Origin of the sequence: Aeromonas simiae, from assembly GCF_014892695.1 — a bacterium.
In the GTDB taxonomy this organism is placed as follows: domain Bacteria; phylum Pseudomonadota; class Gammaproteobacteria; order Enterobacterales; family Aeromonadaceae; genus Aeromonas; species Aeromonas simiae.
Window position 1 is genome coordinate 3,072,523 of record NZ_CP040449.1, and the last position, 20,918, is coordinate 3,093,440.

The following is a 20,918-nucleotide window of genomic DNA, read 5'->3' on the forward strand; positions in this document are numbered from 1 at the left end:
TTCACCTTGCCCGATTACAGGCGTTCACTCAGCCAGGATTGGGCCGCTTGCAGAGCAGCAGGCAGTGCGGCCGGTTCAGTACCACCGGCCTGTGCCATGTCCGGACGACCACCGCCCTTGCCACCGACTTGCTGGGCCACCAGATTGACCAGCTCGCCCGCCTTGACCTTGCCGGTCAAGTCCGGGGTGACACCGGCGATCAGGTTGACCTTACCTTCATGCACGGTCGCCAGCAGGATGACGCCAGACTTAAGCTGGTTCTTCAGCTCATCCATGGTGGTGCGCAGAGACTTGGCCTCCACCCCTTCCAAAGTGGCAACCAGGGTCTTCTGGCCGTTGACTTCCACTACCTTACCGAGCAGGTCGGTACCGGCTTGGGCGGCTATCTTGGCCTTCAACTGCTCCAGCTCACGTTCCATCAGCTTGCCCTTCTCGAGCATCTGACGCACCTTGTCGGCCAGCGAGAACTGATCACCCTTGACCAAGGCGGCCGCCTCTTCAATCTGTTCACCCAGTTGGTGCATCAGATCGATGGCGCCCTTGCCCGTTACTGCCTCAATCCGGCGGACACCGGCGGCGATGCCGCTCTCTGCAATGATCTTGAAAAAGCCGATGTCACCGGTGCGCTTGGCGTGGGTACCGCCGCACAGCTCGGTGGAGTAATCGCCCATGCGCACTACGCGCACCTCGTCGTCATACTTCTCGCCGAACAGGGCCATGGCTCCGGCGGCCTTGGCCGACTCCAGATCCATCTCGCGGGTGGCCACCTCGTGGTTGGCGCGGATCTGAGCGTTGACCAGCTCCTCGATGCGACGGATGGTCGCCATGGAGAGCCCTTCGAAGTGGGAGAAGTCGAAACGCATGCGCTCAGCCCCCACCAAAGACCCCTTCTGAGCCACGTGATCGCCGAGCGCCTGACGCAGGGCAGCGTGCAGCAGGTGGGTCACCGAGTGGTTCAGTGCGATAGCCTGACGGCGCTCACCATCCACCTCGGCCAGCACGGCCGCGCCCTTCTCCAGAGTCCCCTGCTCCATGTACCCCTTGTGGATGATCGCCTTACCCGCTTTCTGGGTATCGGTCACGGCAAAGATGCCGTCATCCATCTTGATGGTGCCCGTGTCACCCACCTGGCCGCCGGATTCGGCATAGAAGGGGGTCTGCTCCAGCACGATCACCGCCTCGTCGCCGGCGATCAGGCCATTGACCTCGTCGGTGCCCTTGTAGATACCGAGGATGCGGGTCTGCTCGCTCAGGCTCTTGTAACCGATGAAAGGAGTCTCGACATCGAGTTTGAGCATCTCGTTGTAGTTCACGCCGAAGCTGGAGGCCTCCTTGGCACGAGCACGCTGCTTCTCCATCTCGACCTGGAAACCGGCCTCATCGATGCCGATGCCGCGATCGCGCACCACGTCGGCGGTCAGGTCGGCGGGGAAGCCATAGGTGTCATAGAGCTTGAAGACCACGTCGCCCGGGATCTCCTTGGCGTCGCCCAACTCGTTCAGCACATCCTCAAGCAGCAGCAAGCCGCGATCCAAGGTGCGAACGAACTGCTCTTCTTCGATGCGCAGCACACGTTCGACCTGGGATTGCTGGGCAATCAGCTCCTCGGCGACATCCTTCATCTGAGCGGCCAGCTCAGCAACCAGCTTGTAGAAGAACACCTCTTTGGCGCCCAGCTTGCGACCGTGGCGCACGGCGCGGCGGATAATGCGGCGCAGCACGTAACCGCGCCCCTCGTTGGAGGGCATGACGCCGTCGGCAATCAGGAAGGCGCAGGAGCGGATGTGGTCGGCGATGACGCGCAGAGACTGGTTGCTCAGATCGGTGGTGCCAACGATCTCGGCCGCTTTTTTGATCAGCGCCTGGAAGATGTCGATTTCGTAGTTGGAGTGCACTCCCTGCATGATGGCGGAGATACGCTCCAGCCCCATGCCGGTATCCACGGACGGGCGCGGCAGCGGCTCCATGGTGCCGTCAGCCTGGCGGTTGAACTGCATGAAGACCACGTTCCAGATCTCGATGAAACGGTCACCATCTTCCTCAGCAGAGCCGGGGGGGCCTCCCCAGATGTGGTCGCCGTGGTCGTAGAAGATCTCGGTGCAGGGACCACACGGGCCGGTATCACCCATGGCCCAGAAGTTATCAGAGGCATACGGCGCCCCCTTGTTGTCGCCGATCCGCACGATGCGATCGGTCGGCACGCCGACTTCCTTGGCCCAGATGTCATAAGCCTCGTCATCCGTCGCGTAGACGGTGACCAGCAGGCGCTCCTTCGGCAATTGCAGGGCTTCGGTCAGGAAACCCCAGGCGAACTTGATGGCATCGTGCTTGAAGTAGTCGCCGAAGCTGAAGTTGCCCAGCATTTCGAAGAAGGTGTGGTGACGGGCGGTGTAGCCCACATTTTCCAGGTCATTGTGCTTACCACCGGCACGCACGCAGCGCTGAGCGGTCGTGGCGCGACTATAGGCGCGCTTGTCGCCCCCGAGGAAGACGTCCTTGAACTGGTTCATCCCCGCGTTGGTGAACAGCAGGGTGGGGTCGTTGTGGGGAACTAGGGAGCTGGAGGAGACCACCTGGTGTCCCTGCGAACGGAAATACTCGAGAAACGCGCGGCGAATCTCAGACGTGGACATGTACATGGAAAATCCTGCTAGGTACGTAAACGGACTTTTGACCGCGATAATGTATGTTTTCTGTCTCGTAAAGTAAAACGGGCGGGGTCCGCCACGGGTGAAAAAAACAGGCCCCGGCACGAGGTCGGGGCCTGTTTTTCACTCATCGGCGCACTGCTGTGCTTTCAGCTCATCGAGGGCATAGCGTACCTGATCCAGAGCATAGCCCCGCCCCAACAGGGCCCGGGTCAGCTTGGCCCGCACCTTGGGATCCTTAAGGTCACTCCCCTGCCCCTTGCGTGCCAGCCACTCTGCGGCCATGGCAAACCAGTCGATCTCTTCGGCCTTTAAGGCCGCTTCGCCCTGCGCATCGTCAATCCCCTTACGCCGCAGTTCGAAGCGCACCTTCTGTGGACCGTAGTGACGGCGAGCCAGGGAGCGCACCAGCATGCCTGCATAACGCCCGTCATCCACCCAGCCACTCTCTTTACAACGAGCCACGACCTCGGCGCTCATGACCTCGTCAAAACCATTGCGTTGCAGGCGGGCAGCCAGCTCACGTTCACCACTTTCCTTGCTCGCCAGACTACGCATGGCGAAATTCATCGCCTCAGGCAGCGTTTTCTCGATTTCATCGTGCATAGAAACAATCAGGCCGGGATAATCCCGGCCTGCTCACATCAGAATTCCTGCTCTTGTTCGTCGAAGACTTCCTCTTCGTCTTTTTCGCTGCCCTTGGCCGCCCCCTGCTCAGCACTGAGCAGCAGTTCGCGCAGCTTGGCCTCCAGCTCGCCGGCCATCGCCTTGTTCTCGACCAGCAGCTTCATGACATTGGCCTTGCCCTGACCGATCTTCTCGCCGTTATAGCTGTACCAAGCACCGGACTTATCGATCAGCTTGTGCTTGACGCCCAGATCGACCAGTTCACCCTCCTTGGAGATACCGGCGCCGTACATGATCTGGAACTCGGCCTGCTTGAAGGGGGGGGCCACCTTGTTCTTGACCACTTTGACACGGGTCTCGTTACCCACCACCTCTTCGCCATCCTTGATGGCACCGATACGACGGATATCCAGACGCACCGAGGCGTAGAATTTCAGGGCATTCCCCCCCGTGGTGGTCTCGGGGTTGCCAAACATGACGCCGATCTTCATCCGGATCTGGTTGATGAAGATGCACAGGCAGTTGGCGTTCTTGATGTTGGCGGTCAGCTTACGCAGCGCCTGGGACATCAGACGAGCCTGCAAGCCAACGTGGGAATCGCCCATCTCGCCTTCGATTTCAGCCTTCGGGGTCAACGCCGCCACCGAGTCGACAATGATGACGTCCACCGCGCCGGAGCGCACCAGCATGTCGCAGATCTCGAGTGCCTGCTCACCGGTATCCGGCTGGGAAACCAGCAGATCGTCGACGTTAACACCCAGCTTGGCCGCATAGATGGGATCGAGCGCGTGCTCAGCATCCACGAAGGCACAGGTCTTACCCTTCTTCTGAGCCTCGGCGATCACTTGCAGGGTCAGTGTGGTTTTACCGGAGGATTCAGGGCCATAGATTTCGACGATACGGCCACACGGCAGGCCACCGATACCCAGCGCGATATCCAGGGAGAGGGAACCGGTAGAGATGGCTTCGATGTCCATGGTCTGGGAATCGCCCAGGCGCATGATGGAGCCCTTGCCAAACTGCTTCTCAATCTGGCCCAGCGCTGCCGCCAGTGCCTTCTGCTTGTTCTGATCCATGCCTGTCTCCGCTGGACGTCATTCAAAGGGGAAAGTGGGGATAAGTATACTGTCTATTCATACAGTATCAAGTCCCTTTTTCGACGAGGGCAAGCAGACCCGACAGAGCTTGGCCAACCGCCTGTTGCCGCACGGCGTGGCGCTCCCCCTCAAAACGCGCCAGCAGCGCTTCGGCGCGTCCGCTGCGGGTGACCCACGCAAACCAGACGGTACCGACCGGCTTGGTCATGCTGCCACCGCCGGGCCCTGCGATGCCACTCACCGAGACCGCCAAATCAGCATGAGAGCGGGCCAGCGCACCGCGAGCCATCTCCAGCACCACCGCCTCGCTGACGGCGCCGTGCTCAGCCAAGGTGGCGGTGCTGACCCCCAGCATCTCCTGCTTGGCCTCGTTGGTGTAGGTCACAAAGCTGCGATCGAACCAGCCCGAACTGCCGGCAATCTCGGTGATGGCGCTGGCGATACCGCCACCGGTACACGACTCTGCGGTGGCGACCATGAGTTCCCGCGCCTGTAACACTGCACCGAGGCGCGCAGCCAGTGTTAGATTGTGCCGCTCCTGATCCATCTGAACCTCCCCTCTTGCTAGAGCCGCCATTATGGCGCGGTGTGAAACCGGCGAAAAGCACAGAGGGCGCCCTCGCGCCCTCTCTTTTACCCCTTGCCTGATTACAGGCGAAAACGCCCCACCTCGCTCTCCAGTTGCTCGGTGAGCTGACGCAGCGTCTCGGCCTGCGCCGCCCCCTGCTCCGCCTGCTCGGCAAACTGGTGTGACACGGCGCGAATGTTCTCGGTATTGCGGCTGATCTCCGCCGTCACCGAGGTCTGCTCCTCCGCCGCCGCCGCTATGTGGGTCACCATGTCACTGATGGTGCCGATCGCCTCGTTGATCTGCACCAGGCTTTCGCTGGCAGACTGGGCATCCCCCACACTGGTCGCCGCCAGATCGCGGCTGGTATCCATGCCCTCCACCGCGCGGCGGGTAGTCTGCTGCAACGTCTCGATCATGCCCTGGATCTCGGCGGTGGATGCATGGGTGCGCTGGGAGAGCACCCGCACCTCGTCGGCCACCACGGCAAAGCCGCGCCCCTGCTCACCGGCGCGGGCCGCCTCAATGGCGGCGTTGAGGGCCAGCAAATTGGTCTGCTCGGCAATGCCGGTGATGGTCGCGAGGATCGAGCTTATCTGTTGGGCATGGCTATCGAGCTCGGTGATCACCTGGCTGGCGCCCCCCACCTCATCGGCCAGACTGCTGATGCTGGTGCGGCTCTTGCCCACCTGATCCTGGCCGCGCTGGGCCAGCTTGACCGAATCACCCGCCGTGCTGGCAGCAAATTCGGCATTGTTGGCGATCTCCTGGGTGGCCGATGCCATCTCGGTCACGGCGGTGGCTACCATCACGATTTCGTCTTGCTGCACCTTCACCTGACGGGCCCGCTCTGTGGCCCCTTGCGCCTGCAAGCGGGACTGCTCGGCCAATGCCAGCGCGACATCGCGCAGGCGGCTGACGATGCCATGCAAACGACCGACAAACTGGTTGAAGTGACGGGCTAGCTGCCCGACCTCATCCTGGCTGCGAGTCTGTATTTGCACCGTGAGATCCCCCTCGCCGTGGGCGATATCGGAAAGCGCCTTGGAGACGCGGCCCAGATCAGTGAAAAGGACGTTGAACAGCACGGTGAGCAGGGCGCTAAACAGCAGTAACAGCACCACGGTCAGTCCGAACAACTGCCATAGCAGGGTGGCCAGCGGCGCCTCAAGCACATCGCGATACATCACCATGGTCAGCAGCCAGTCGGTGCCGGGTACCGCCTGTACCGAAAGCAGCACATCGCGGCCCCCCAGCTTCGCCTCGTGCAACTGACCCTCCGCGCTCCACTGCTGCAATGCATTGCCGGAGAGCTCGGGCGAGAGCTCGGAGACCTGCTTGAGGGCCAGATCCTTTTGCGGGTGGCCAACGATGAGGCCGGAGCGATCCAGCAGCATGGCATAGCCCTCCCCCTGAACCCGCATCGCCAGAACCTCGTCGATCAGGGTCTCCAGCGTCAGATCGGCACCGACTACGCCGATGACCGCCCCCTGTACCCGCACCGGCTGAGCCAGCGTGACCACCAGCTTCTTGGTGGTAGAGCTGAGATAGGGGGTGGTCACCACCAGTTCGCCGGCCTTGTGCGCACTCTGATACCAAGGACGCTGACGCGGGTCATAGTTGCTGGTGTGCAGCGAGGGGTCATGGCGGGTCATCTCCCCCTGTTCGGTACCGAAGTAGGTGAGGCCAAAATCGCTCGCGCCCAACGTCTGCCTGAGATGGGAGACCAGCATGGCTGGCTCCATCTGCGGGGCGGCGGCAATAGCATCGGCCATGGCCGTCACCGAGTGCTTGCGATCACTCATCCAGTTACCGATCCCATCCGCATGGGCGTGGCCATAGTTGAGCGCTTCACTCTGGATGGCCGCCAGAGTTCGGGTTTTCAGGGTATGGAAGGCGACCACACCCAGCAAGCTGGCCATCAGCAGCACCACGCCCAAGCTGGTGAAGAGCAACTTGCCACGCAGGGAGAGAGTCATGACACGCATCCTTAACTTGTTATGTCGACATAATGTTCAGGTCGCCCAATATCCCCATAAAGAGATAGCGCCCATTAGCCCCCTATCGGCCCTCCCTCGGCAGGGCTTTAGTGGCTCTGTCTGAATTTCTTTCTGTTTGCCACACAGTTCACTGATTGAAAGCATCAGAACCACACGAGAATTCAAGGTACCACGAGCCTATGACAAGCCTATGCCGCAAAAACGCGATAAAGACGGGTTGAGCTATGAGGCGCAGGTCATTACAGTTTGTGCTCCTGCCGCACGGCACCGCCCCTGCGGCAAGCATTCGCGCTTTTGCCTTGAACCAGAAGGACACTATTCGATGACAACCGCCCCCCTCACGGCCAACCTGCAGCAACACACCCCCATGATGCAAAGGTGTTTTGATGTTGATTTAAATACCATTTTATGGATTCAATTTATTTATCTACGCTTTGACCTACGCTTCTTGCGTCCTTCATGATTGAGCCTCTTTTGCCAATCTTGGTACAACACCTCCAATGAAGTGCATTGCCTAACCATAGCAACCAGCATGCAACTCAATCGCGAATACGAACAAAAACACAATTAAATCCAATTCAAATAAATCTCAAACCTACATCACCTCCATGAGTTAGCAGGCAGATGTCTGCATTTCACTATTCCTGGAGGAGATATGGCTCACCTGATCGACACCATGGCCTACACTGGCCAAACCCCTTGGCATGGCCTTGGCAATGTCTTGCCCCCGCAACAATCTCTCGATATCTGGCTGCAGGCTGCCGGAATGGATTGGACCATCGAGCAGAGCGACGTGATGTTTAACGTGGCCTCCGATGCACTGCATATTCGCCCCTACAGCGACAGCAAGGTACTTTATCGCTCCGATACCCTTGATCCCTTATCTGTCGTCTCTCAGCGCTACAACGTAGTACAGCCCCATGAGGTGCTGCACTTCTATCAAGACCTGGTAGAAGCTGGTGGCTTTGAGCTGGAGACTGCAGGTTCGCTCAAGGGTGGCCGCAAGCTGTGGGCTCTGGCCAAAACCGGTCAGAACCTCAAGCTATCCGGTGGTGACTTGGTGAAGTCCTATCTGCTGCTGGCGACCAGTTGCGACGGTACACTCTGCACCACGGCGCAGTTCACCTCACTTAGAGTGGTGTGCAATAACACCTTGCAGATGGCACTGCGCGGTTCGACCGGCGCCATCAAGGTGCCCCACTCCACTCAGTTCGATGCTGCTGCAGTCAAAGAGTCGCTCGGGCTGGGACTCTCCCATTGGGATGAGTTCAAGGCGCAAGCCAAGGCTCTGGCACAGCGACCCGTGGCCCCCGAAGAGGCGCTGCGCTTTTTCAGCGACTTGCTGGCACAACCACTGAATGATGAGAACATCATTCTCACCAGGCCGGTCCAACGCCTGCATGAGCTCTATCAGGGCGCAGGCATGGGCTCAGAGCTTGCCAGCTCCCGCAATACCGCCTGGGGGCTGGTCAATGCGGTCACCGAATACATGGACCATCACCGCCGCGCTCGCAGTCAGGACCATCGACTCGATTCCGCCTGGTTCGGTCAGGGCGCACAACTCAAATCCCAAGCCTTGAACCAAGCACTTACCCTGCTGCAGTAATTTCTTTTCCCATTTCAACCGCATAACGACCTCACCCGGACTGGCGCAAGCCAATCCGGGCGTAGCCATTTATGCCGTCAACAAGGAGTCACCATGAAAGCAAAAGCCAAACACGGTCAACGACACCGTCACGGCGTGATATGTCAGTCACAAAATAGCTCGCTGGCTGGCCAAAACACTGGTGTGGAGTCAATAGAGCAAGCCCTAGTGACACTCACGAAATCGGCACCGTTTTAAACAATACCCCTCCCTTTTCAGGTCAATAAGGTCTCTTTGAGCCTTTTGAACCAGGGAGTCAGTGTACCTTGCCCTATTGACCGGGAGGAGACCATGGCACTGGTAGGTTACGCACGTGTCAGCACCGTAGGTCAGAGCCTGGATACCCAGCTTCAGGCGCTGACCGAGTGCAATCAAGTTTTCCAGGAGACAGTGAGCGGGGCCAGCGATGATAGGCCCCAGCTCGCGCAGCTCCTGGCGTATGTGAAGGAGGGGGATGTAGTGGTCGTCACCAAGCTCGACCGCTTGGCTCGCAATACCCGTCACCTGTTGGAGATATCAGAGTACCTGCAACACAAGCAGGTAACCCTGCGCATTTTGAATCTCGGTATCGATACCGCAACCCCTACCGGCAAGCTGATGCTGACCATGATTGGCGCTATCGCCACTTTCGAGCGAGAGCTGATGTTGGAGCGGCAAGCGGAAGGGATTGAGTTAGCCAAGCAGCGTGGGGCCTACAAAGGCCGGAAACCAACCGCAATGGCAAAAGGGGAGGAAGTGCTGAGCCTGGTCAAGCGCGGGTTACCTCGCGCAGAAATTGCGAGACAAACCGGGATCAGTATCTCCAGCGTGCAACGCATTCTCCGGGCAACCGAAAGATAAAGTCGACCATTTAAAAGGGAACACAATGAAAACACCCATCACGATATTAGCAATGACATTGTTGTGCAGTGGTTGTGCAGCCATACAACCGCGCTGGCAGCAGACAGACAGTAGCCTGGGTAAAACCCGATATTACGTTGATGTAAATGAACGAGCTGATTTTCACATCACCTGCTCTGACCTCCGCATCAACATGGCCTTTACCGATAAATACGGTAACATTCCGCTTGCAGCAATCATTATTGATGGGCAACGTTTTGACAATGCTGACCTTTTTAATACCCGCTTTGAATATGAGGAGGATATAGAAAAATTTCGCCCCCTATGGGCGAAGCTGCGCAATGCCAGGAACATCACCGTGATAGCAGACATTACCCCTCAAAAATCATTCGTACTGCCGACATCAAATGTAGCCAAGGTACTGCCAGCCGATTTCACTCAGTGTGATGGGCAGCATATGTAATGCCCATGCTCAACGAGAGCCTGTTTATAAATACCGATTAACTGGTGAAGATTATATTTCGGCCCAGCAGTACCCGTTAATTACTTTACCGCTTCATAAAGAATTCTTTATGAAGCGGTATTTATCAGTACTGACGATGATTGCAGTGGGAAAATTTATGAAAAATACCTTGGGCTACGGCGCATAAGGAGAACTGACAATGAAAAACCAATGGGTGTGGCTTGTGTTGATGCTGACCAGTACCGCCGTGCTGGCCCTGGGTGAGCCAGGGCGCTGGACCCAAGGATGGGGGCAAGGCGTGACTGAATACATGGCGACAGTCGATGAACAAAACGCTCTGTACATTGGCTGTGGTGACGCCAAAAAAGTCTTCATGATGGTGACGATTCAAGGGAAAGAGTATGTCCCTGAACAGCACATCTATGACCCCAACGACAAGAATGAATTTACACTTATCGTCGATGGAAAGCGCTTTGATACTCCATATCTGACCGAGTCCAGAGTAGGAGAACAGAACTTTTATAACATGTGGGATAAATTGCGCAGTGCAAAAAGTATCGCAGTCGAAACAGCTGACAAGCAGCTGCTCACGTTACCGACTCAGGAGGTAGCCTCCATCCTGCCAGCGACCAAGGCGGCTGAATTTAGTTGTCTAATGTGGGATGAAAGCGAAGATCCGGCACCAGTAGCACCTACCCCTGCACAGACACCAGTGGCAGCCGCACTCCCTTCATCAGCATTTGATGTCAGTTGGCACATTGAAGATATCTGGGTCAACATGCCCGCCAAAGTGCTACAGGTTGTTTCCCATCACGACAACATCACCATCCAGAATGCAATCGTCAATCGCGGCAACTGCCGCAGCACACCACATCAGAAACTACCACTGACACTCCGCTTTGGTGGCACAGCCAAATTTATTGTTCCCCAGAATTGCAACATTCTGGAGCTACGCCTGTTTACCAATCAAGGGGAGGCGCTGTACCAATTTGACGCACAATCCTAGTTCTCATAACACTACTTCAACCAGAAAGTCAGATTTTATAAAACGAAGAGAGGAGTAACATTTGCATGGAAATCGTTCAATATAATGAATTTCGTACAGATAGAATAAGTGAGCTTATCCACTCACGACGCTCCTTTGAAATAACGGACGTTTCCGGAAATATGGGGAGCACGATAAGGATCCTTGAGAAGAGTATTGAATCTGCGGGGATGAAGTGTCGGATCTACACCCGAGGTCGGATAGCTGCTGCCGGAGCCACATTTATTGGTGGGGCTACCGGGGTAGCAGGTCTAGCCTATGCGGTCGGCATAGCCGCGCACAACCTTGTGACATATAACCCCGATTATGAAATCGTGAAGCATATTGTCGATAAATCAATCAGCGTGCTTTACAAAAAATAATCACTGAAGGGTATCAGGGGACTGCAATATCGACCAAATGAGAACTGAGGTCTGTGTATTTCGGGAAATCGGTCAGCCATTTCGGCAATACGACCGGTGATTTCGAAACTGGGGTAAATACACACCGCAAGCCCCACCCTGCAACCACCGTAATTCGCGAGGAGGCATTTGCCTCCTTTTTCATGCCCCAAAAAACAAAGCCATCTACATGACTTTACATCTAGCCACCTAACCATCTAGGTATCCACCAAGGAGGTTTTTATGCCACCTTCAATCACCCCTGATAAACCATTTGACCATGATGGTTTTTGGCGCAAGCTCAGGGCGTTTGCCAAACGCGTTGGACGACCTCTTATCGAAGTCTGTTTGTTACTCTACTACACCAGCAAAAAGGAAGACTTGCCGGTCTGGACCAAGCTGCTCATCTATAGTGCCTTGCTCTACTTTGTCTCCCCCATCGATGCCATACCGGACGTGCTACCACTTGGACTCACCGATGACTTGGCGGTGCTAAGCGCCACATTGGCCACGGTCAGCACCTTTATCGACGAGCAGGTACGCCAGCTCGTTGCCCACAAGCTGGCCGAGCTATTCGGCAACGCCTGATTTCCTCTTACCTCTGGAGACACATATGACCATTCCCTTCTGCCGGGACGGCTTTGCCCTGCCCGTCACCCCAGCGCTCCTGACACAGCTGCATCAGGCGCTCGCTAATACGACACTTGACCTGGAACGTCTGACCCAGCTCACCTTCAACTTTCGCAGTCCCACCTATAGCCCTGAGCAAGGAGGGGCTCACCCGGTCGAGGTACGCCTGATATGCGGTCTTGATGGCTGGCTGTTCGATTACGTCACTGACTTCAGCTACCAGGGACTGGGCCAGGATACCGAACTCTGCAAGGAACTCGACTTCAACTTCCTGGATGATGAGCACTATCTGCAAGGCTGGGGTCCGATGCAACGCGCGGAGGCCCATGAGTTATTCAGCTTGTGGCAGAGTAATTTTCTCACCTATGTCCAAATGGGGTATTTCACTGTCACCGTCAGTGGTGACTGAGGAGTACTGATGCCCAAACAACCGATAGCCGTTCCATCAATCGGGAGGGTGAGACGCAGGTGGTGCGTGACAGCGGCCTAACCGTACAGGGTTACAGCATCTATCTGCGAGCGATAGAGGCTAGCGGACTGGCTCTGGCCACCTGGGTAGCTGACTACGACACCATAGGCCCCGCCTACCAACTGGCGGAGCGGCTGAGTATTGCGCTGGCTATCCCACTTGTCGTGCTGGTCCCCGAACCGCTGGTACCGGTGGCGAGTGAGCCAGCTACCACGACATGAGCCACCAGCATCGTCAACTGCACAACCGACAGCCCCCAACGTAAGCCAACATCATCTCAACCTCTTTGACCCCGGTATGCCTAGCTCTGCTGGGGTCTAATGAGATGGTCACCCCCACCCTGTGAGCGGTACGCTGACAGGGTGTTTTTCTTTCAGGAGAGGCCATCATGGAAAACGTTGCGCTTATTGGTATTGATCTCGGTAAACACTCTTTTCACATTCACTGTCAAGACCGGTTCGGCAAGGCTCTTCTTCGCAAGAAGTTCAACCGGACAAAGCTCATCGAATCCCTCGCAACTTTTCCTGTATGCACCATCGTCATGGAGGCATGTGCCGGAGCCCATTACATGGCTCGTCGGCTGGCTGAATTTGGGCATGAGAGTAAGCTCATTTCGCCTCAATTCGTGCGCCCATTCGTCAAGAGCAACAAGAACGACTTCATCGATGCTGAAGCTATTTGCGAGGCCGCCTGCCGTCCCTCCATGCGGTTTGTAACGCCCAAGACCGAAAGCCAGCAAACGTTGGGAGCACTGCATCGTGTGCGCGAATCGTTTGTGCGCGATCGGGTTAAGGCATCGAACCAGATACACGGCTTTTTACTCGAATTTGGCATCAGTCTGCCCGTCGGTCATGCCGCCATCAAGCGCCTGCCTTCTGTGATGGCTGAACACGAGTTACCAGCGCGACTGATTACCATGTTGGAGAGGCTGCATGCCCATTTCAAGTATCTGGAGCAGCAAATTGCCGAGATCGACAAGGAACTGGCCAGCCAGCTTGGCGATGACGATCTTGGTCAGCGTCTGATGACAATCCCTGGTGTCGGCCCGATCACTGCCAGCGTGTTGGCCGCCGAGCTCGGTGACGGAAAACACTATCGATGTTGTCGTGATTTCGCGGCGTCAGTCGGATTGGTGCCACGCCAGTACAGTACTGGGGGCCGGGCAAACCTGAAGGGTATCAGCAAGCGTGGCGACAAAAATCTTAGACGATTGTTGGTGTAATGTGCACGAGCCTATATGCAACGGCTAGAGCGGCAAACGGGACGATTGGCTGATTGGGTCAGGTCTATGTTGACTCGGCGACATTCGAATGTTGTGGCTTGTGCACTAGGGAAGGTGCGAATAAGCGGGGAAATTCTTCTCGGCTGACTCAGTCATTTCATTTCTTCATGTTTGAGCCGATTTTTTCTCCCGTAAATGCCTTGAATCAGCCTATTTAGACCGTTTCTTCGCCATTTAAGGCGTTATCCCCAGTTTTTAGTGAGATCTCTCCCACTGACGTATCATTTGGTCCGCCCGAAACAGGTTGGCCAGCGTGAATAACATCGCCAGTTGGTTATCGTTTTTCAGCAACCCCTTGTATCTGGCTTTCACGAAGCCGAACTGTCGCTTGATGATGCGAAATGGGTGCTCCACCTTGGCCCGGATGCTGGCTTTCATGTATTCGATGTTGATGGCCGTTTTGTTCTTGCGTGGATGCTGTTTCAAGGTTCTTACCTTGCCGGGGCGCTCGGCGATCAGCCAGTCCACATCCACCTCGGCCAGCTCCTCGCGCTGTGGCGCCCCTTGGTAGCCGGCATCGGCTGAGACAAATTGCTCCTCTCCATGCAGCAGATTACCCAGCTGATTGAGGTCATGCTCGTTGGCCGCGGTGGTGACTAGGCTGTGGGTCAGGCCACTCTTGGCATCGACACCAATGTGGGCCTTCATGCCAAAGTGCCACTGATTGCCTTTCTTGGTCTGATGCATCTGCGGATCGCGTTGCTGCTCTTTGTTCTTGGTCGAGCTGGGTGCCTCAATGATGGTGGCATCGACCAAGGTGCCTTGAGTCATCATGACGCCTGCTTCGGCCAGCCAGCGATTGATGGTCTTGAACAATTGGCGGGCCAGTTGATGCTGCTCCAGCAGGTGGCGGAAATTCATGATGGTGGTGCGGTCCGGCAAGGCGCTATCCAGGGATAACCGGGCAAACAGACGCATGGAGGCGATTTCGTACAGAGCATCTTCCATCGCGCCATCGCTCAGGTTGTACCAATGCTGCATGCAGTGAATGCGTAACATGGTTTCCAGCGGATAAGGTCGCCGACCATTACCAGCCTTGGGGTAAAACGGCTCGATGACTTCCACCATGTTTTGCCATGGCAGAATCTGCTCCATGCGGGACAAGAAAATCTCTTTTCTGGTCTGACGGCGCTTACTGCTGAATTCACTGTCGGCGAAGGTAAGTTGATGACTCATGATGAACCCTGTTCCATGGCTCCAGATGACAAACATGATCTCATATCAGGGACTTGCTCGCACCTTCCCTAGAAAAACGGCGCCCAGGCCGGGCGCCGTTAGCGGGGCAAATTACAGTGTGAACTGGGCCAATTCACCGTTGAGGGTCTGGTTCTGACGGCGAACCTGCTGCGCCTGTTCGGTCACGCCCTGCCCCAGTTCGCCCAGGCGCACCGACAGCCCCTTGACCGACTCCACGTTGCGGCTGATCTCTTCAGCTACCGAGCTCTGCTCATGGGCGGCGGTCGCCACCTGGGCATTCATGGCATTGACACTGCCGATGCGTGATTCGATGCCCTGCAGCACCTCCTGCAGCGAGGCGGCGATGTCATTTGCGTGCTGCACCGCCTGCTGGTTCTTCTGCATGCCGTCGTAGGCGACATCGGAGGCCTGTTGCAGCTGATGGATGATCACCTCTATCTCCTTGGTGCTCTGCTGGGTCTTGCTGGCCAGCGCCCGCACCTCGTCTGCTACCACCGCAAAGCCGCGGCCCTGCTCACCGGCCCGCGCCGCCTCGATGGCGGCATTGAGTGCCAGCAGGTTGGTCTGCTCGGCGATGCTCTGGATCACCACCACTATGTTGCCGATTTCGGCGGAGGTCTCGCGCAGCGTCTGCAACTGGCTGGCGGAACCATCCATGTCGGTGCGCAGCGCGGCGATCAGTGAGAAGTTTTCCTGGACTCGGGCATAGCCCTCGCTGGCAAAGCGATTCGCTTCGTGGGTGGCCTCGGCCGTGGTTTCGGCATGCTGGGCCACCTCGTTGGCGGTCATCGACATCTCGTGCAGCGCCGTGGCGACCTGTTCGATCTCCTGCTGTTGCTGCTCGATATGCTCGTGGGTCTGGGCGGCCACCTGCTCCAGTCGGTCGGTGGAGCTGTTGACCTGGCGCCCGATCTGGGTCAGCCCGGAAACCAGCTCGGCCAGGGTCACCATCACCGCATTGAATGCCTTGGCCAGACGGCCCAGCTCGTCGTCACGCCCGGTGGGCAGACGCTGGGTCAGGTCGCCACGGCCACTGGCCATCTGCTCCAGCAAGCGGGTCGCGGCATTGAGCGGTGTGACCACGATGCGCTTCATGGCGATGAAAATCAGCGCCGAGATACCGGCCAGCAGCAGCACTATCAGGCCGATCAGCACCTGCATCAGGGCCCCCAGGCTGGCGGCAACCGGGCCTGTGTCGTACTGGATTTCCATCCGCCCCGTGACGTTCTCGCCATGGTGGATATCGGCCTGGGCCGCCAGCAAGTCGCCGGTGGCGGGGCGCTGCGCCTCGGCCAGCAACTTGCCCCTGTGGTCTGTGATGCGGATGCTGGCGATCTGCGGCTGGCTTACCAGTGCCTCGGCCAGCTTCTTGCCCTGTTCATAGTCATAGGTAAAAACAGGCTCATCCAGTGCCACCTGGGCCAACTCGCCCAGTGCGGCGGTCTGGGCAGAAAATTCTGCCTGTAGATGGCGCGCCAGCACCCAACGCCCACCGGTCAGGCCCAGCAGGGTGCCCAGCAGGCCCGCCACCAGCAGCAGGCAGACGATCTTGCTATTAAGAGTTTTTGGCATTACTCAGTTACCTCACGGGTGTAATCAAACCAGAGTTCGGCGCGCTGCAGCGGCGTGCTTGCCGGCAGATCCGGGTTATCCAGATAGATGGCGGTGCGCTGTTTCATGTTGGAACCTTGCAGCACCGCCTTGATGGCAGGATGGGCATAAAAGTAGCGATCGAAGCTGCCATCGGCGATGGCCTGCTCCAGCCCCTGCTCGATGCGCTGCGCCAGCTGAGCATTGTGCTGGCTGACAAAGAAGTAGAGCGGCATCTTGTAGATCAGCAGCAGGTGAGGTTCCACCATCAGGGGGAAGCCTCGCTGCTCGTCAAGCTCGCGCAATGCCTCGCCGGCGCCGCGCGGATAGTAGTCAAAGCGGCCGCCATCCAGCATGGGGTAGAGGCTGGCGGTCTTGACCGCCGTCACCACATTGAGCCCGGCCTCCCTGAGGATGCGGGTGTCGGTCCAGAAGCGGCCTTGACCGGCCTTGAGTCTGGCCAGCTCATCCAGGGTGCGGATCGGGGCAAAGCGGGCCGCATCCTGCTGGCGGATCACCAGCAGGCGGTGGCCCAGCAGCCCCTTGTACAAGGGGATGCGCACCGGCAAGAGACGGCGCTCCAGATCCTGGTTGGTCGCCGCCCAGAACAGATCCAGGCCGCCGCGCTCAATCTCGGCGATACGGCTCTCGTCGTTCTGCTCCTCGGCGGCAAAGCTGAACTGGTAGGGCTCCTCGCTATAGGAGAGTGCGAGTTTGAGCAGGCCCAGTTCGTAATTTTCCTCCGGATTGGGCAGATAGGGCAGTTTCAGGGGGGTGGCCGAGGCAACGGATGCAACAAACACCAGCGCCAGCATCGTTATCAATCGCGTCATTTTTTTCTCTATCCTGTCGGGAAATATTTCAGCGTTATCAGCATGAATTAATTTCAACTGCATCATGGTGACAAGGGGCGATATGCATCAGCACCCATATCTGCTGCGTGCGCAGCGATGAGATTGGTTCGCTATAGATGATTGGTGAAGATAGCCACCTTTGCCACTATTAGCGTGTTACATTAACAAAGAAGCATATTTTATGCGCATTGTGCGCAAAATAGGTTCCGGATGCAATGTCAAACGCCCTGATAGTGACGCGTGCCGCTCTGCCATTAAGGGTATGGCACCTGAAAGGGATTAATTCCGCAGCTTGTTTTCGGAATTGACGAGAGCACAATGCCACACTGCTGCCACAATGCAGCCAACCTGTAACCACATTATCACCACCATCCTTGCCACAATCCCAACACTCTATGACCACAAACCTGCCACACTGTTACCACCGTTGTACCACAGTGTTCACACAGTAGATGCCGTACTAATTTGATCGCATTGACAAATTTTCTGGTCACAAATAGCCCATTCCCCGTTACTCCCTACTCTGGGCGCATGATAGGGGCGTTGTTGCCTAAATCAGCCAGCAAGTCATGACTTCCCCAGCCCCTGGTGACCGCTACACTCGGGGCTGTCTGACAGGCAGACCCAGGGTGTTCAGTTTGTTTATCGCGCTCACATACGCCATCACTTCCCCTACCTGACCGTTGTATTTTCGCAGACTGAGTTTCCCCGCCAGCAACTGCTTGAACCGATACATTGCTGTTTCTGCCAGTGAGCGGCGGTGGTATCCCGATATCTTCTTCCAGTGCGCCAGCCCGTTCTTTCGCATCACCAGCACCGCCTCATTCCTTGGGTGTCCTATTTTCCATAACCCCGCGTTCTTGCGAGGTGGAATACAAGCTGTCGCCCCTTTATGCGCTATCCGCTGATGGCTGGCTTTGCTGTCATAGGCGCCATCCGCATAAACATGTCCCAGCTTGCGCCGCAGTGGATTGAGTAAGGTCGGCAGCACCTCGGCATCATGGACATTTTCCAATGATACTTCTGCTGCCACGATATCGTGGGTTACCGGGTCTACCGCCAGATGCAGCTTGCGCCACACTCGCCGTTTATCGGCGCCGTGTTTTCTGACTTTCCACTCGCCTTCACCAAACACCTTCAGGCCGGTCGAGTCGATAACCAGGTCGGTGATACGCCCCTTGGAGGGCTTCCGATAGGCCACTGTGACCGTGCTGGCCCGCTTGCTGACACAGCTGTAATCGGGGGCACAAAGCGGTACGTTCATCAGCTCGAACAGGGAGTCGAGTAACCCCTGAGTTGCGCGAAGAGTGAGGCTGAAAATCCCCTTGAGCATCAGGAAAGTGCAGATGGTCTGGTCGGTGTAGAGCAGGCTGCGTCCCCGTCGCCCGTGATGGTCGTGGTGGAACCAGTTGTTCATGGCGGCGGCATCAACCCAGAAGGTGAGAGAGCCACGGTTAATCAGAGACCTGTTGTATTGAGGCCAGTTGGTGATGGGGTGAAGCGATGTGCCCATGATGCAGATTTGAAGGGGATGGTGGTGATCAGATCACCGCGTCCTCAGTTAGTTCCATTCAAACTGCATCGATTTGGGAAACAACGCCACGTGAAATTCAAGGACGGAGTACAGGTGCTGGATGAGCCAGACAGGAATGCCGCCTGACCTACTCCATACACCAGATTTGCAAATAGCTCGCTTCAGCTTGGCTAAGGCCTTCCTCCAATACCAGTCGAACTGCATCTGCCCGAAACTCTGGTGAATACTGTTCTCTCAATTTCATTCAATACCCACGGTTGTCTCATCGTAACAACCGGGACTGTCTGTGAAAATCAGGATGCCTCACTCAACCCGAGAGCGAACCAATAGACATTCTGCCTCGCGCCGTATCGCCCTGTATCTCTCAGCTAGCGGACTGCGCCCCTCGGCAGGCCAATTGCCATATTTGGCTAACCAGCGCCGAGGGCGGTCTGGACGCCACTGCTTGATGGCTTCATGTAGCATCATGTCACTCTCGAGGCGAGCCTGTTCGGTGTCTTTTATGGTTGGCATCGGAATATGGCAGGAGGATTGTCATCAATTAGGGTCATAGAACGAGTCTAAACAGGAAGGCCACACTATGAGGGCATGGCCTTGTCAATTTAGATGAGGAAGTCATCCAGCTGACGACCTTGCTCGAGTTGCTCAGCCAGGAACTTGGGGGTACGGCCCTGACCGGTCCAGGTTTTCTCGACGCCATTTTCAACGTAACGGTATTTCGGAGGACGTGGTGCTCGTTTAGCTTTGGCTGCATTCGCAGCGACCGGAGTGCTACCAACCAACTCTGTCGGGTCAATGCCAGCTTGAGCCAACATTTCCTGGAACTCTGCCAGCTTTTGTTGGCGCTCAGCATTTGCTGCTTGCTCTTTTTCAGCCAGCTCCAAACGCTCCAGATAAATCGCTTCGATTTTTTCGTGAGCTTCTTTCACTTGCTCCAGAGACAACTCGCGCATTGCTGCGCGCAGACTACGGACGTTCAACAGCACTTTCAAAAATTCATTCATAGATAATCCCTGATGGAATATTGGCATTCGCCACAGAACACTGGTGGTAAAAGACATGCTCAAGCGGTGCATTATAGCAACGACAAAATTCAAGTTGCAAAGCATTCAATGCTCTATCACATAACAGGGGCTTGCCTACAGCCCCTCATTTTAGATTGGCGGATTAAATACCTGACTTGCCTATTGGCAAGCTACGACCCAAATTACGCCCTCCTGGCACTTTAGAATGCAATTTAAAGAGATACGCAATCCTCAACAAGAATCCACGATACGCTACGCGGTTCATTGTCGCGGAGTGGCGTTCAAGCCAATATACGCCATTCTCAGGGAAGTGCACTACATGAGCGTAATCAGGGAACGAAAGCTTCAATGCACTACACCACGCCTTCCGTATTCTCATAGCCATATTAACCGCTTCAAAATCGGCGTAGTTACCTAGGTAAGCATAGACGTCTTTATTGAAAAGTAAGACTACGTGATAATGAGGAGAGGCGCTTGCAACCTGCTCCTTTACCCAGATATAACCAAAAGGGTCTGGACTCCCAGGCTTACCTTTACTGCGATGGACTGCCAACAACTGACTTTTAAGCGATTCAAAGAAGCGAGTAATCGCTTTAGGTTCTGTTCTCGGAAAACAAGTCGGTACATCAGGGTCATCAGCCAACGTCATCTGAGGAAAGTGCAAATCAATACGCATCGCACAAACTCGAGGGTATTTGCTCAGAAAGTCAGTCACCACGCCCACAGCGAGATTAAACTGCTCACTTGAAATCTCACCATACATTTTCTCAGCCTCCGCAAGCAAGCTTCCGATATCATCGGGAACTACACGACACCCACTACTGATATTCATAACCTCTCCTTTAAGCGTGGGATTTCCCCACGCTAATTGCATGCTACTGACATTAAAATCCTTGAGTGTCATTCCACTCATTAATTGGAAGGGTTATGTTAATATTTATCATCGAGCAGTGGTTCTCGTGAGTTATCATAGACTCAACTTTACAGATACACTGAATGGCTTGTGTCTATCGCACAAGTTTCA

The 20,918-nt window shown here is 56.2% G+C and carries 20 protein-coding genes and 1 pseudogene; 10 read left to right on the top strand and 11 right to left on the bottom strand.

Features of this window, described 5'->3' with window-relative positions; all coding sequences use genetic code 11:
- Nucleotides 1–14: 14 nt before the first annotated feature.
- From alaS to FE240_RS14660, 5 genes are all read right to left on the bottom strand, one after another.
- Nucleotides 15–2,639 carry an alanine--tRNA ligase gene (gene alaS, locus FE240_RS14640; RefSeq protein ID WP_193001938.1) on the bottom strand — a complete coding sequence of 875 codons (2,625 nt, stop codon included), beginning with the start codon at nucleotides 2,637–2,639 and terminating at the stop codon, nucleotides 15–17.
- A gap of 132 nt (nucleotides 2,640–2,771) precedes the next feature.
- A complete protein-coding gene (locus tag FE240_RS14645; protein ID WP_193001940.1) occupies nucleotides 2,772–3,254 on the bottom strand; it encodes a regulatory protein RecX in 483 nt (160 codons plus the stop codon).
- A gap of 38 nt (nucleotides 3,255–3,292) precedes the next feature.
- Nucleotides 3,293–4,351, bottom strand: a complete 1,059-nt coding sequence (recA, locus tag FE240_RS14650; RefSeq protein WP_193001942.1) for a recombinase RecA — start codon at nucleotides 4,349–4,351, stop codon at nucleotides 3,293–3,295.
- A 67-nt stretch (nucleotides 4,352–4,418) separates the two neighbouring features.
- Nucleotides 4,419–4,919: a nicotinamide-nucleotide amidase gene (gene pncC, locus FE240_RS14655; RefSeq protein ID WP_193001944.1), complete on the bottom strand. Its 501-nt coding sequence runs from the start codon at nucleotides 4,917–4,919 to the stop codon at nucleotides 4,419–4,421.
- A gap of 101 nt (nucleotides 4,920–5,020) precedes the next feature.
- Nucleotides 5,021–6,919: a methyl-accepting chemotaxis protein gene (locus FE240_RS14660; RefSeq protein ID WP_193001946.1), complete on the bottom strand. Its 1,899-nt coding sequence runs from the start codon at nucleotides 6,917–6,919 to the stop codon at nucleotides 5,021–5,023.
- Between the two features lie 211 nt (nucleotides 6,920–7,130).
- Here FE240_RS14660 and FE240_RS14665 point away from each other — a divergent pair, with 211 nt between their 5' ends.
- The 10 genes and pseudogenes from FE240_RS14665 (at nucleotide 7,131) to FE240_RS14710 (ending at nucleotide 13,781) form a co-directional block, all read left to right on the top strand.
- Entirely contained in the window at nucleotides 7,131–7,403 is a 273-nt protein-coding gene (locus FE240_RS14665) for a hypothetical protein (protein ID WP_193001948.1), read from the top strand.
- 192 nt (nucleotides 7,404–7,595) lie between these two features.
- A complete protein-coding gene (locus FE240_RS14670; RefSeq protein WP_193001950.1) occupies nucleotides 7,596–8,546 on the top strand; it encodes a DUF932 domain-containing protein in 951 nt (316 codons plus the stop codon).
- Between the two features lie 330 nt (nucleotides 8,547–8,876).
- On the top strand, nucleotides 8,877–9,425 hold the full coding sequence (locus FE240_RS14675) for a recombinase family protein (RefSeq protein WP_193001952.1): 549 nt from the start codon (nucleotides 8,877–8,879) through the stop codon (nucleotides 9,423–9,425).
- Between the two features lie 25 nt (nucleotides 9,426–9,450).
- The gene (locus FE240_RS14680; RefSeq protein ID WP_193001954.1) at nucleotides 9,451–9,888 is read left to right on the top strand and encodes a hypothetical protein; all 438 of its coding nucleotides are present in this window, start codon (nucleotides 9,451–9,453) and stop codon (nucleotides 9,886–9,888) included.
- A 199-nt stretch (nucleotides 9,889–10,087) separates the two neighbouring features.
- Entirely contained in the window at nucleotides 10,088–10,894 is an 807-nt protein-coding gene (locus tag FE240_RS18965) for a hypothetical protein (RefSeq protein WP_226798838.1), read from the top strand.
- Between the two features lie 65 nt (nucleotides 10,895–10,959).
- Nucleotides 10,960–11,295 carry a hypothetical protein gene (locus FE240_RS14690; RefSeq protein ID WP_193001956.1) on the top strand — a complete coding sequence of 112 codons (336 nt, stop codon included), beginning with the start codon at nucleotides 10,960–10,962 and terminating at the stop codon, nucleotides 11,293–11,295.
- Nucleotides 11,296–11,556: 261 nt separating this feature from the next.
- A complete protein-coding gene (locus FE240_RS14695) occupies nucleotides 11,557–11,901 on the top strand; it encodes a YkvA family protein (protein WP_193001958.1) in 345 nt (114 codons plus the stop codon).
- Nucleotides 11,902–11,926: 25 nt separating this feature from the next.
- Complete coding sequence (locus FE240_RS14700; protein ID WP_193001960.1) at nucleotides 11,927–12,352, top strand: DUF2787 family protein; 426 nt, start codon at nucleotides 11,927–11,929, stop codon at nucleotides 12,350–12,352.
- Nucleotides 12,353–12,411: 59 nt separating this feature from the next.
- Nucleotides 12,412–12,633 (top strand): hypothetical protein, encoded by a 222-nt coding sequence (locus FE240_RS14705; protein ID WP_193004604.1) that lies wholly within the window; start codon nucleotides 12,412–12,414, stop codon nucleotides 12,631–12,633.
- A gap of 167 nt (nucleotides 12,634–12,800) precedes the next feature.
- Nucleotides 12,801–13,781: pseudogene (locus tag FE240_RS14710) on the top strand (IS110 family transposase).
- A 108-nt stretch (nucleotides 13,782–13,889) separates the two neighbouring features.
- On the opposite strand, the gene FE240_RS14715 reads toward FE240_RS14710, so the two are convergent.
- The 6 genes from FE240_RS14715 to FE240_RS14740 all read right to left on the bottom strand — a co-directional run bounded on the left by FE240_RS14715 (nucleotide 13,890) and on the right by FE240_RS14740 (nucleotide 20,726).
- Complete coding sequence (locus FE240_RS14715) at nucleotides 13,890–14,870, bottom strand: IS5-like element IS5 family transposase (protein ID WP_026141915.1); 981 nt, start codon at nucleotides 14,868–14,870, stop codon at nucleotides 13,890–13,892.
- A 111-nt stretch (nucleotides 14,871–14,981) separates the two neighbouring features.
- Entirely contained in the window at nucleotides 14,982–16,463 is a 1,482-nt protein-coding gene (locus FE240_RS14720; protein ID WP_193001962.1) for a methyl-accepting chemotaxis protein, read from the bottom strand.
- The gene (locus tag FE240_RS14725) at nucleotides 16,463–17,314 is read right to left on the bottom strand and encodes a type 2 periplasmic-binding domain-containing protein (RefSeq protein WP_193001964.1); all 852 of its coding nucleotides are present in this window, start codon (nucleotides 17,312–17,314) and stop codon (nucleotides 16,463–16,465) included. The genes FE240_RS14720 and FE240_RS14725 overlap by 1 nt, the downstream gene beginning before the upstream one ends.
- Before the next feature lie 616 nt (nucleotides 17,315–17,930).
- The gene (locus FE240_RS14730; RefSeq protein ID WP_193001042.1) at nucleotides 17,931–18,848 is read right to left on the bottom strand and encodes an IS5 family transposase; all 918 of its coding nucleotides are present in this window, start codon (nucleotides 18,846–18,848) and stop codon (nucleotides 17,931–17,933) included.
- A 623-nt stretch (nucleotides 18,849–19,471) separates the two neighbouring features.
- Complete coding sequence (locus tag FE240_RS14735; protein ID WP_193001966.1) at nucleotides 19,472–19,873, bottom strand: H-NS family histone-like protein; 402 nt, start codon at nucleotides 19,871–19,873, stop codon at nucleotides 19,472–19,474.
- A 163-nt stretch (nucleotides 19,874–20,036) separates the two neighbouring features.
- Nucleotides 20,037–20,726, bottom strand: a complete 690-nt coding sequence (locus FE240_RS14740; protein ID WP_193001968.1) for an inovirus Gp2 family protein — start codon at nucleotides 20,724–20,726, stop codon at nucleotides 20,037–20,039.
- Nucleotides 20,727–20,918: the final 192 nt, after the last annotated feature.